This window comes from Acidimicrobiales bacterium (assembly GCA_041394265.1).
Taxonomy (GTDB): Bacteria; Actinomycetota; Acidimicrobiia; order Acidimicrobiales; family SZUA-35; genus JBBQUN01.
Window position 1 is genome coordinate 4,363,049 of sequence record JAWKIO010000005.1, and the last position, 11,853, is coordinate 4,374,901.

Sequence of the window (11,853 nt, forward strand, 5' to 3'; positions counted from 1 at the left end):
GGCCTCGGCGAGCATCCTCACGGCTGCAACTTGTAGCCGAGGCCTCGGGAGGTCACGACGTACCGAGGGCTGGCGGGGTCGGTCTCGACCTTGGTGCGCAGGCGCCGCACGTGCACGTCGACGAGCCTGCCGTCGCCGAAATAGTCGTATCCCCACACTCGTTCGAGCAGGACCTCGCGGCTGAAGACCTTGCCGGGCTGACTGGCCAGCTCGACGAGGAGCTTGAATTCGGTCTTCGTGAGGTGCAGTTCTTCACCTGCCTTGAGCACCATGCCCTCATCGGGACTGATCTCGAGATCGCCGACCTTGATGCGGTCGAGGCTGCCGTTGTCGGACGAGCGGACCCGACGAAGCAGGGCACGGATGCGAGCGGACAGCTCCTTGGGCGCGAACGGCTTGGTGAGATAGTCGTCGGCGCCGGCTTCGAGACCGGCGACGACATCGTGGGTGTCATCGCGGGCGGTGACCATGATGATCGGCACATCGCTCGACCGACGGATCGACCGGCACACCTCGAACCCGTCCATGCCGGGCAGCATGATGTCGATCAGGACGACGTCGGCGGTGTTGGCGGCAAAGGCGTCGAGCGCTCGCTCGCCGGTGTCGGCCTCGTCGACGCTCCAGCCCTCGTCCTCGAGTGCCAGTTTGACGGCCTGACGAATGCGATCGTCGTCTTCTACGGTCAGGATGCGAGTGCCCACAGCGCAAATGGTGCCCGAAATCTCTACCAGATGCGGGTCATACCGCCAGATTGCCCAACTCGGCGTCGTACGCCGACTGCAGCAGGTGCTGCAGTCGGGCGTGGATGGTCGGAGGCGTAGCGAGGGTCATCGCCTTGGACGGTGACCCGCCGTGGAGATCGGTCACGACGGCGCCTGCCTCCGCTGCGATCAAGGCACCGGCAGCGGCGTCCCAGGCGTTGAGGCCGGTCTCCCAGTAGCCATCGGTGCGACCGGCGCCCACATAGGCCAGGTCGAGGGCGGCCGACCCGAGTCGGCGGATGTTGCCGAGCGCTGGCAGAACGTGGACGAGCACCTTGGCCTGCAGGAGGCGCTGGTCTGCCCCGTAGCCGAAGCCGGTGGCGATCACGCACTGGTCGAGTTCGGTCCGTTCGCTGCAGCGCAGTTCGTTGCCGTTCATCGTGGCCCCGCCACCGAGTGAGGCGGCGAACAGCTCGTCGGCCTTCGGGTCGAACACGACACCAGCCACCACCACGCCGTCGGCCTCGGCGGCGATCGAGATCGTGTAGCCCGGCAGGTCGTAGACGTAGTTCGAGGTGCCATCGATCGGATCGATGATCCAGCGCACACCGCTGGTGCCCTCGATGTCGGCGCCCTCTTCACCAAGGACGGCGTCGTCGGGGCGGTTGGCGAGAATGCCGTCGACGATCAGCGACTCCGCTGCTCGGTCGGCGGCGGTGACGAGATCGCTGACCGAACTCTTCGAGTCGGGGGTGAGGCGCGCGCTTGCTCGCATATCGAGCGTCAGTCGACCGGCGGCGCGGGCCAGCTCGGTGGCGAGCCGAAGCAAGTCGGCGGGATCAGGTGCGGTCATCGGTTCCGTCCTCGGATGGTGGCTCGCGGGTCGGCTCATTGCCGCGTCGGGAGGCCGCTCGCTCCGGATGCTTGACCTCGGTCCACTCGTTCATCGCCCGCAGGGTCAACGAGGTGACGACACCGAGACCGACCGCACCACCGACGCCGAAGAGCAGCGCGCCCAGCGCCGACCAGTTGGCCGACCCGGTGAAGAGGTCGAGCACGCCGTAGCCGATGAGGGCACCGAGAAGACCGCCGAGCAGGATCGCGGCGAAGGCCAGCCAGCGGGCAGCAACCGGTGGGTCGGCCCGCAGCGGGGTCGGGGCGACCAGATCCTGGTAGGGGAGCAGGTCGCCGTCGCCGCCCCGTCGAGGTTGGAGCGAGGCACCGCCCGGCGCTGCAGTTGGGTCCTCGTCGGGTACTGACCCGTCACGCTGGTTCATCAGGTCCGAGGGTAGAGGCGAACGATCGACGACGAGTACCACCAGGCAGCCAGATCTGGAATGCTGTGCCGTGTGAGCAGTTCCGCCGACCACGATCGCGAGCAACGACCGATGCGAGAGTGGCTGGTGGCCGGTGGCGTCCTGATCGACGCCAATGGCGATGTGCTGCTCGTCGAGAACCGGCGGCGCAGCGGCGAGACCGATTGGTCGACCCCTGGTGGCGTGATCGATGAAGGCGAACAGCTGATCGAGGGGCTCACCCGGGAGGTGGCCGAGGAGACCGGCATCGCCGTCGCATCCTGGAGCGGGCCGCTGTATCGCATCGAAGTCACCGCTCCGGGGTTCGGGTTTCATCTGCGGGTCGAAGCCCATCTCGCCGTTGACTACTCCGGCCTGCTCGCCGTCGACGACCCCGACGGCATCGTGATCGGGGCCGAATTCATGCGAGTCGACGTTGCTCGCCAGCGCCTCGGCTCGGCGCCCCAGTGGGTGGCCGAGCCCCTGCTCGATCACCTCGAGCATGGCTTCGCCGACGGTCGTCACTACGGCTATCGACTCGACGGCACCACGGCGGCCGATCGTCTGGTGGTGCGGTTGTAGCATCGGCGGGGTGAGCGCACGCAGCATTCTGCACGTCGACATGAATGCGTTCTTCGCTGCGGTCGAGGTGCGAGACGACCCCACGCTGCGCAACAAGCCGGTGATCGTCGGCGGCTCCGGCAACCGCGGCGTCGTTGCCGCCGCCAGCTACGAAGCCCGGGTGTACGGCATCCACTCGGCGATGCCGTCGTCGCGGGCCCGAGCGCTGTGCCCGCACGCCGTGTTCGTCGACGGGAGACACGATCGCTACGCCGAAGTCTCGGCAACCATCATGTCGATCTTCCGAGACATGACCCCGCTCGTCGAGCCCCTGTCGCTCGACGAAGCCTTCCTCGACGTGACCGGATCTTACCGGCTGCTCGGGCCAGCCCTCGACATCGCCCGACTGATCCGCCGGCGGGTTTGGGAAGCCGAACGCCTGCACTGTTCGGTGGGCATCGCCACGTCGAAACTCGTGGCCAAGCTCGCCACCGAAGAGGCCAAACCCCGGGTGGTCGGTCGCCGTGTCGAAGCCGGGCTGGGCGTCAAGGAGATCCCGGCCGGTCAGGAGGCGGCGTTCATGGCACCCCTGCCGTTGCGGGCGCTCTGGGGCGTCGGCCCCCGCACCCACGACAAACTCATGCGCCTCGGGATCACCACGGTGGGCGGACTTGCTGCGCTTCCCGTCGACGTGGTGGTGGCGGCCGTCGGCGAGGTGAACGGGCGTCATCTCCACACGATTGCCAACGCCATCGATGATCGGCCGGTGGTGCCGGACCGAGACGTGAAGTCGATTTCGCACGAGATCACGTTCCCCGACGACCTCGTCGGGCGAGACGCAGTGCGCCGTGAGCTGGTTCGGTTGAGTGACGCCGTCGGCGCTCGGTTGCGCAAGGCCGGCCTGCGGGGTCGGACGGTGTCCATCAAGGTCCGTGATCCGGCCTTCGTGACCATCACCCGATCGCATACGTTGGCCGAAGCCACCGATCAGTCGGCTGCGGTGCTCGAGACGGCGACGCAGCTCCTCGACGGGGTCGACATCGACCAGGGGGTGCGCCTGCTCGGTGTCGGTGTCGCCGGTCTCACGAGCGAGGTGAACGAACAGCTGAGTCTCGACGCACTGTTGAACGGTGCGACCCAGGTCGGTGGCGCCACCGACCGAGCGATCGACGAGATCCGAGAGCGATTCGGTGATCAGGCCATCGGTCCACTCACCCTGCTCGGAAGCTCCGGTCTGCGTCGGCTTCGGCCGGGCCAGCGTCAGTGGGGTCCATCGGCGCCCGAAGCGGGCGCAACACACGATGAGTCATGTGACTCTCGTCCGCCGAGTTGACTTCCTCGCCCGCGTTGTGTCGAGCGTGAGAATGCGCGACACTGAGCGTCACGTTGTGGTGCACATGAACCGGTCAGGCCAACTGCACGGTCATGTGAACAGGGTCCCGAACAGACCAGGGTCCTGAACAGGGTCAAGGACAAGCGATGCCGCTATCTGAAAACGAGCAAAACATTCTTGCCGAAATCGAACGGCATCTCGAGGCGACCGATCCCGGCCTTGCGAGACACGTCGGCAAGAGTTCGGTGTATCGCCATGCGCTCGGTTCGCTCAAGTGGTCGATCGCCGGCTTCACCGTCGGCCTCATCGTCATGGTGGCCACGCTCAAGATCCACTACCTCGTGGCCTTCGCCGGCTTCCTGGTCATGCTGGTCAGCGCCCTCGGATTCGAGCGCAACCTTCGGATGATGGGCCGGGCGGGCATCGCCCAGATGTCGAGCGCATTTCGGGCGGCGAACCCGCCGGCTGCTCGCCGCCGGGCCGATCACCTCGACGAGGACTGATCCTCCACCGCCATCCACTCCTAGCGAGGCGGCCGTGCTGTTGCCGCTGCACGCCGAAGCTCGTGGGTTGGTCGTGTCGAGCGCCTGATCACGAGGTCGCCTGACGTGGAGGTCTGGGCGTTGTCGTGGCGTCTCAGGAGCTGGCCAGAACCACCGCCTGGCGGCGCGTCCCGGAGATCAACCAGCGGGGATCGAGCAGTCGCAGCCATCGCTGGAACCGCGACACCCGGCGATGGATCACCGTCCGCACCGCCTCGGCGTCGGCCTCGGCGTCGGCGACCGCAGCGGCGTCGAGGGAACCGGCAGGGGCAAAGCGAGCATCGGTGACCAGCCCACCCAGGCGACGGAGCGGCTCGTCGGGCAGACGGCGATCCTTGATGAGCCGCTCGGCCCACTCTCGGCGGGTCAGCGCGGCTGGTCGTGAGAGTCGCAGATTGCGTTCGAGGTCGTCGCTCAGGTTGGACCAGATGGCCTCGATTTGCTCGGCCGGTGTCGACGCCGCCGCCCAGCGTCGTGCTCGGCGGAGGCGGGCGAGTGCCGGCATGCCGAGGCAGTACGCAGCGAGTGCAGCGACGACGGCGACGAGCCGCCACGGGATCGTGAACCCGGGGTCGGTCGCAGTGGTCGTGTCGCCGGTGTCGGCGAATCCAGGATCGACGAGGAAGTCGTCGGGCAGCGTGGGCGGAACGACCGAACCCGGGTCGACCGTGGTCGGCGTGGTCGGCGTGGCCTCGACAGGGGAGTCCTGCCGGGGGTCGAGCCCGGTATGGGTGGCGCCCGGAGCGCCACGACCGGGTGTGGGCTCGAACGCCACCCAGCCGAAACCCTCGAAGTAGACCTCGGGCCAGGCGTGGGCGTGGCGCCCGGTGACGCGATAGGTATTCGGCTTGCCGTCGACGGGGTCGCCCCAGGTGAATCCCACCGCCACACGGGCGGGAATGCCGAGGGAACGAGCCATCGCAGCGAACGTGCCGGAGAACTGCTGGCAGAAGCCGATGCGTTCGGCAAGGAACTGTTCGATGGGGTCGCCCACCCGCGGCGAGAGCTCGAGCGAGTAGTCGAAGGTCTGGAACTCGCTCTGCAGGGCGATCATCTGGTCGTACTGCGTTGCGATCCCGGCGGTGAGGCGCTGGGCCTCTTGGGCGACGATCGGGGAGAGATCACCTGGAAGTGCCGTGTAGCGCTCCAGCAGATCTCGGTCGGCAACCGCCGGTGCCGCCCGCAGTTCTTCGGCGGTGAACAGGGGAAGCACCGACTGCAGTTCGTAGGTGAGACCGTCGGAGTCGGGGCGCTCGTTGTCGACGGTGAGCGAGCTGATCTCGGCGTTCCAGGTGATGGTGGCGTCGCCGGTGTCGAGCAACCGGCTCGGAGCGAACGCCGCCGGAAGCCAGATCTCGCTCAACCCGGTGATGGTGAAGGTCTGGTCCAGCGTTGCCGTGGTCCCACTGGTCGTTGCCGCGCCGGGGAGATCGCCGTTGCGCTTCTCGAAGCCGCCCTTGGTGGTCCAGACGTTGCCGGAGAAGCCGTCGAGACCGGCAAGGCGCCAGTACGCCGGTCGATCGGCCACCACGGTGAACATCTCGATGTTCTGCTGCGAGGCGAGCCGTTTCTCGATGCTGACGTAGGGACTGGTGACCTGGCGGGTGGGGTCGCTCTGGTTCCGCCAGTCGTAGAGTTCGTCGGTCCCGGCCCCGGGAAGTCGCGGCCCGGAGAAGACGCCGGCCACGATGGCGACCACGGCGACCAGGCTGGCGGAGCGAAGCACCGAGAAGGGGCCACGCGTGCGGTCGACCGTGAGCCAGACGCCTTCGCTGAGGGTCTGGGTTCGTTGGACCACGGCCCAGAGGGCGACGGCCGTCGCGAAGATCACGGTGGAGCTGATCTGGCGCTGACCCGAGCCGAGGATCGAGGAGAAGATGAACAGCAATGCTGCGGGGAGCACGGGCTCGAACGCGAGCCGGAGCCGCATGGCGGCCCAGTCGGTGAGGAAGGCCAGCACCCACGCACCGATGATGGCCGCAGCGATGAACGGCGGGAGAGGTTCGACCGGAGCACGAAGCTCGCGGAACTGGGTGACACCGTCGTCGACGAGGAGACGGAGTGCTTCTCGGGTGTCGCCGGTCGGCAGCAGCCCGTAGCGGGTCGTGCCCGGCGCGTAGCGGGCGATGATGAGCTCGGCGAGGCCGACGATGGAGAGCACGGCGGCGATGACGAGCGGCACTCGAGCCCGACGCAGCAGTGCCGCCAGCAACGACGACAGCAACGAGGCGACGACGACGGGGGCGACGTCTCGCCAGGTGGTGAACACCCGGGCAAAGCCCAGCACCGCCGCAGGGACGAGCACGGCGGCGACGATCTCGAGGGACGCGGGTGTCGGACGACGCTCGGTCATCGTCGAACCTGTGCCTTGGGTGCGGCGGTGGCGTTCGACTGGTGTTGCCGCCACAGGTGTTGGAGCGGGGTGGTGCCGTCGAAGACGATGGCATCGGCGGGTGGATCGTCGCATGGTTGGCACACGACGGTGGTGACCACGCCGAACGACCGGCGAGCCCGGTCGAGGGCATGGGGGAGTTCGTTGGTGGGGCGGCCGGTGATGACGACGAGCGTGCCGCCCCGCCCCATCTTCGTGAGGCTCTCGATGGACCGCACGAGCGAGGCGGACTCGGTGGTGGTGATGGTGGCCAACTGTTCGTCGATGGCGTCGAGCTCGTGACGGGAGCGGATGTCGCTGATGGCCGAGTTGCCCGTGGTGATGAAGCGGAGCGCGTCGTCGCCGCGCCAACCGGCATACAGGGCACTGAGCGCAGCCGAGACCGCCCGCTCGAAGCCGGGTTCGTCGTAGCTCGATCGGCGGAGGTCGAGCAGAACGGTGACCCGCCCGGTGCGGGGGCGCTCGTCTTGGCGAACGACGAGGTCGCCCATCCGGGCGCTGGCTCGCCAGTGGACCCGGCGGAGTTCGTCGCCGATGACGTAGGGCCGCAGGGCGAAGAACTCGTCGCCGCCGGTGGCCAGTGCCCGAATGGGCTGTTGATCTGCGGTCGGGTCGTGGCCGGCGATCGCGTGGAGCGCTCCGAGGTCGACCAGTTCGGGGTGGACGACCAGCGTGATCAGGTCGGATGCCCGCACCGATCCCCGGGTGAGGCCGAGTGGATCGCCAAAGCGCAGGTCGAGCGGTCCGACATCGATGAGACCCCGGCGTGCGGTGGGTAGCCGATAGGCGATCGGCGCACTGGCGCCGCCCTTGATCGGCGCAAGGTGCAGGGAGGCTCCGGGTGTGCCGCTGATGTGGTCGACCGCCAGCAGCATCGGGGTGGAACGCCGTGCCCGGTTCGTGATCGCCACGTCGATGCGAGCCGGGGTGCCGGCTCGGAGGCGGGCCGGGTTGGCGGTCCGGCTGATCGAGAGATCGAGCCGGGTCGATGCGGCGGCGAGGACCGCGATGACCAGCGCGGCCAGTTGGATGGCGGCCAGGATGAGCAGCTCATCGGCGCCGAACAGCCGACCGATCACAAAGGCGATGGCGGCGGAGACCGCCAGGCCGAGACCTGCCCGTGTGAGGCGCATCAGACCCGGTCGTAGGGCACCGGTACGGCGGCGAGGATGTCGGCGACCACCGAGTCGGCACTCGTGCCCTGCAATTGGGCCTCGGGCCGCAGGATGAGACGGTGGGAGATGACCTCTCGGGCGACGGCCTTGATGTCGTCATCGGAGACGAACACCTGCCCACCAGCGAGGGCCCGGGCCCGAGCGACACGCTGGAGGCTGAGGGTGGCGCGGGGCGACATGCCGAGCGCGACGGCCGGGTGACGGCGCGTGGCATCGGCGATGTCGATCAGGTAGGCCCGCAGCTCATCGGCGATGTGCACCCCCTGCACCAGGCGGCTCATCGTGATGATGTCTCGCAACGTGGCGACGGGTTGGAGGCGGCGCACGAGGCCGTCGCTCTCGTGGGTATGGAGGATGGCCAACTCATCGGTGCGATCGGGATAGCCGACCGACAACCGCATGAGGAAGCGGTCGAGCTGGCTCTCGGGCAGGGGATAGGTGCCCTCCTGCTCGATCGGGTTCTGCGTGGCCATCACCATGAACGGTTCGGGCAGCTGGTGGGTGACGCCGTCGACGGTGACCTGTCCTTCGGCCATCGCTTCGAGGAGTGCCGACTGGGTCTTCGGCGAGGCACGGTTGATCTCGTCGGCCAAGACCAGTTCGGTGAACACCGGGCCCTTGCGGAACTCGAACGCCGAGTCGGCTCGGTTCCAGATGCTGACGCCGGTGACATCGGCCGGCAGGAGGTCGGGGGTGAACTGGATGCGCCCGAGATGTCCACCGACCGAGGCGGCCAGCGCCTTGGCCAGGGTGGTCTTGCCGACGCCAGGCACGTCTTCCACGAGCAGATGCCCGCCGGCGATCATGCAGAGCAGTGACTGCTCGACGACCCGACGCTTGCCCCGCACGACGAACTCGACGTTGTCGCAAATGGCCGAGAATGCCGCTGCGAACTGACCGGCACGATGCTGGTCGAGGGGCGATGCTTCGGTTGAGTTCATTCGAGCGCGGGTCCCTTCGTGGCAAACGTTCGTCGCACATTACCAACACCGTGTGACGCGATCGGGTCACGTCAACTTTGCCCCGCACCCACTCCGTTCTCGAGACGCGGGGCGGCAGAACTGCCGCTCCCGGTCTCGAGAACTCGGTGGGGTGTCGCTCCCGGTCTCGAGAACCGACCCAAACCCGGGGTCAGCCTCGGGGGTCGCGTCCGTTCCAGGCGACGAGTTGGTCGATCGGCGAGGCGTCGTCGGGGACCACGACCCGTTCGGCGAACGGGACGGCCACCTCGTCGAGTCCCATCGCCGCCGAGATCTCGGCGTAGAGCTCGAGGCGATGCTCGGCGGGAAGGAAGTCGCGATTGGCCAGCGCCACCTCGATGACGGTGTCGTCCCACTCCGGTTGTTGGTCGGTCGCAGTGGCGAGGTCCCAGGTGTGCACCGTCACCTCGGAGAAGTACGAGACCAGGATGTCGGCCCCGCTGCCCTGGATCCATGGCAACGCCATGGGCCGAACGAGGACGGCATCGTCTCGCCACGCGTCGGCGAGTCGCTCGGAGGCGGAGGCCCAGGCTGACGGCCAGCCGTCGTCGGGAGCGTCGGTCTCGACAACGGCGAATGGATCCTCGCCCTGTCCCAGGGCGGTGATGCGATCGAGCACGCCCACGAGGTGGCGGAGCATGGTGCGGACATCCATCTCGGAGCACGGCGTCGCATCATCGAGTTGGTCGGCTCGAACGCCGCTGATCACGGATGCGGCGGTGGCGATCGCTCGGTCGAGAAGGTGCCGGGGATCGGCGTGGATGTCGGAGGTGTTGGATGTCGTCGTTGTCACTGTCGTTTTCGGTGTCATGCCGTCATGATCAACCGATGAAGTGGTCACCAAGTGGCCACTTTCATTCTGCTGCTATCGGAATGCAAGGCGAGGCCAGCCCGGTGGGGCGCCAACGCCGTGGTGATCGCCGGTTGACACTCGAGATTCGCATAGTCTTGAGGGCCATGGATCAGGCGCTGGCACTCGACATCGGCGGCACCAAGCTGGCGGCGGCAATCGTCGATGCCGACGGCACGGTGAGTCATCGAACGATTGCGCCGACCGGGCAACACGCCGACGGTGAAGCGACGTTCGCGTTGGTGTGCGAGTTGCTCGATCAGTTTCGGCCCTTCGACCGATTCGCTGCGCTCGGGGTCGGGTGCCCGGGCCCGATGGCCGAGAAAGGTCAGCTGGTCTCACCGCTCAACATCCCCTCGTGGCGCCGCTTTCCATTGGCGGCGCGGCTGGCCGAGCACACCGGCCTGCCCACGGCGCTCGACGGCGACGCAAAAGCGTTGGCGCTGGCCGAGGGTTGGATCGGCGCCGCCGTCGGTGAGCGGGACTTTGTCGCCATGGTCGTGTCCACGGGGGTCGGTGGTGGCATCGTCCTCGACGGTCGGCTGATCGACGGTCGGCTGGGCAACGCCGGCCATGTCGGGCAGATCGTGGTGAACCCGGGCGGGCAGACCCTGCCCGGGCAGATCACCGGCAGCCTCGAATGTGAGGCGTCGGGCACCGCCATTGCCCTTCGTACCGGTCGACCGGCCACCGAGGCCTGCACGGCCGAGATCCGCCACGTCGGCACCATGGTGGGGCGAGCGGTCGGTTCGCTTGCCAACGCGCTCGATCTCCACCTCGCCGTGGTGGGGGGCTCCGTGGCGCTGGGGCTCGGCGAGCCGTTCTTCGCCTCGGCCCAGGCCGAGTGCGATCGCATCTGCACCCTCGACTACAGCATCGGCACCCGTATCGAGCCGGTCGGACTCGGTGTGGAGGCTCCGTTGGTCGGTGCCGCCGCGGTCGGGTTCCGGGCCATCGGCCACGATCTCGGTGGTCTCGCCTGACCACCGGCGATTCGCCACGTGGGATTTAGTGGGGGAACTCGCGCTTCCACTCCAGCCAGGTCAGCAGTTCGTCGGCGCCCATCGGGGTGGAGCCGTCGCCGCCGTAGGCCGTGACCAGTCGGAAATGGAGCCACTCGGGCTCGGGGAGTGGCAGGAACGGTGGGCGCCGCCACCAACCTCGGGGCGCCAGCTCGAGGGCCGCCTTCACGGCGACCGGCCACAGGTCGGGCCGGCCGAGGAGCGACGTGACGGCGGCGGGGGAGAGCGGGAGGCGGTCGTTCAGCACGCCGACCACGCTAGGCGGAGCTGGTCGGCGCCGACACGAACTCGATGCGGTTGCCGAACGGGTCGTCGCAGAACAACTGCGTGACGCCGGCGACGGTGGTGCCGTCGCGGGTGGCCACGCCGGCTGCCACGAGCCGTTCGGCGAGTGCCGCACGGTCATCGACGAGGAAGGCAGGGTGGCCCTTCTCGTCGGGCCGGAAGTTCGGGTCGGCGCCGAGGTGGATCTGGAGTGTCGGGGTGGCGAACCAGCAGCCGCCACGAACGGCCAGCTCGGGCGGCTTGGGCACCTGCTCGAGACCGAGCAGCTCGCTGTAGAACGCGATCGCGGCCGACTCACCTCCGACCGGCATGGCGATCTGGATGTGGTCGACCCCGACGATCATGTTGCTGCGGGCGGTTGTGTTCAGGACGCCGAGCCGGGCGAGCCGGTCGACACCGTGTAGCTCCACAGTTCGGCACCGGTGCTGACCGGGCCACCGCTCGGTGCGGGACGGTCGGCGCCCTGGTGGCCGTGGGCGAACGACTGCGATGCCGTCCAGGCCTCGAACGCGGCCTCGTCGCGCCAGCGGGTGATGACCAGCCAGACGTTGCGGCCGTCGGTCGGCTGGAGCAGTTCGAAGCCTTCGAACCCGTCCTGCCCGTCGACGGCACCGGCCCGGGCCGCGAAACGCTTGCCCAGTTCGTCGCCGGCATCAGCGGGCACGGTGATGGCGTTGATCTTGATGACGGTCATACGTACTCCTCGGTGGCCGGGTG

Annotated in this window: 14 protein-coding genes; 4 read left to right on the top strand and 10 right to left on the bottom strand. The window is 68.1% G+C overall.

What is annotated here, in order from left to right; all coding sequences use genetic code 11:
• Positions 1-17: 17 nt before the first annotated feature.
• Genes R2733_21020 through R2733_21030 form a run of 3 tightly spaced genes read right to left on the bottom strand, consistent with a single transcriptional unit; the run spans position 18 to position 1,978 of the window.
• Positions 18-701: a response regulator transcription factor gene (locus R2733_21020; GenBank protein MEZ5378993.1), complete on the bottom strand. Its 684-nt coding sequence runs from the start codon at positions 699-701 to the stop codon at positions 18-20.
• A 37-nt stretch (positions 702-738) separates the two neighbouring features.
• Entirely contained in the window at positions 739-1,554 is an 816-nt protein-coding gene (locus tag R2733_21025; GenBank protein ID MEZ5378994.1) for an inositol monophosphatase family protein, read from the bottom strand.
• On the bottom strand, positions 1,541-1,978 hold the full coding sequence (locus R2733_21030; GenBank protein ID MEZ5378995.1) for a hypothetical protein: 438 nt from the start codon (positions 1,976-1,978) through the stop codon (positions 1,541-1,543). The genes R2733_21025 and R2733_21030 overlap by 14 nt, the downstream gene beginning before the upstream one ends.
• 72 nt (positions 1,979-2,050) lie before the next feature.
• Between R2733_21030 and R2733_21035 the strand changes: the two genes are divergently transcribed.
• The 3 genes from R2733_21035 to R2733_21045 all read left to right on the top strand — a co-directional run bounded on the left by R2733_21035 (position 2,051) and on the right by R2733_21045 (position 4,393).
• Positions 2,051-2,578 (top strand): NUDIX hydrolase, encoded by a 528-nt coding sequence (locus tag R2733_21035; GenBank protein ID MEZ5378996.1) that lies wholly within the window; start codon positions 2,051-2,053, stop codon positions 2,576-2,578.
• Between the two features lie 10 nt (positions 2,579-2,588).
• On the top strand, positions 2,589-3,890 hold the full coding sequence (locus R2733_21040) for a DNA polymerase IV (GenBank protein MEZ5378997.1): 1,302 nt from the start codon (positions 2,589-2,591) through the stop codon (positions 3,888-3,890).
• 146 nt (positions 3,891-4,036) lie between these two features.
• Complete coding sequence (locus tag R2733_21045) at positions 4,037-4,393, top strand: DUF3040 domain-containing protein (protein ID MEZ5378998.1); 357 nt, start codon at positions 4,037-4,039, stop codon at positions 4,391-4,393.
• Positions 4,394-4,526: 133 nt separating this feature from the next.
• Here the strand turns inward: R2733_21045 and R2733_21050 are convergent, their stop codons facing one another.
• From R2733_21050 to R2733_21065, 4 genes are all read right to left on the bottom strand, one after another.
• A complete protein-coding gene (locus tag R2733_21050) occupies positions 4,527-6,785 on the bottom strand; it encodes a transglutaminaseTgpA domain-containing protein (protein MEZ5378999.1) in 2,259 nt (752 codons plus the stop codon).
• Positions 6,782-7,957: a DUF58 domain-containing protein gene (locus R2733_21055; GenBank protein ID MEZ5379000.1), complete on the bottom strand. Its 1,176-nt coding sequence runs from the start codon at positions 7,955-7,957 to the stop codon at positions 6,782-6,784. Before R2733_21055 ends, R2733_21050 begins: the two co-directional genes overlap by 4 nt.
• A complete protein-coding gene (locus tag R2733_21060) occupies positions 7,957-8,940 on the bottom strand; it encodes a MoxR family ATPase (GenBank protein ID MEZ5379001.1) in 984 nt (327 codons plus the stop codon). Before R2733_21060 ends, R2733_21055 begins: the two co-directional genes overlap by 1 nt.
• A 190-nt stretch (positions 8,941-9,130) precedes the next feature.
• Positions 9,131-9,790: a TIGR03086 family metal-binding protein gene (locus tag R2733_21065; protein ID MEZ5379002.1), complete on the bottom strand. Its 660-nt coding sequence runs from the start codon at positions 9,788-9,790 to the stop codon at positions 9,131-9,133.
• Between the two features lie 146 nt (positions 9,791-9,936).
• Here R2733_21065 and R2733_21070 point away from each other — a divergent pair, with 146 nt between their 5' ends.
• A complete protein-coding gene (locus R2733_21070) occupies positions 9,937-10,812 on the top strand; it encodes an ROK family protein (GenBank protein ID MEZ5379003.1) in 876 nt (291 codons plus the stop codon).
• A 25-nt stretch (positions 10,813-10,837) separates the two neighbouring features.
• Here R2733_21070 and R2733_21075 read toward each other — a convergent pair whose 3' ends face one another.
• The 3 genes from R2733_21075 to R2733_21085 are packed head-to-tail and all read right to left on the bottom strand — an operon-like array spanning position 10,838 to position 11,830.
• A complete protein-coding gene (locus R2733_21075; GenBank protein MEZ5379004.1) occupies positions 10,838-11,098 on the bottom strand; it encodes a hypothetical protein in 261 nt (86 codons plus the stop codon).
• Positions 11,099-11,108: 10 nt separating this feature from the next.
• Positions 11,109-11,546, bottom strand: coding sequence for a VOC family protein (locus tag R2733_21080; protein ID MEZ5379005.1), 438 nt, complete (start codon positions 11,544-11,546; stop codon positions 11,109-11,111).
• On the bottom strand, positions 11,501-11,830 hold the full coding sequence (locus tag R2733_21085; protein MEZ5379006.1) for an antibiotic biosynthesis monooxygenase: 330 nt from the start codon (positions 11,828-11,830) through the stop codon (positions 11,501-11,503). Before R2733_21085 ends, R2733_21080 begins: the two co-directional genes overlap by 46 nt.
• Positions 11,831-11,853: the final 23 nt, after the last annotated feature.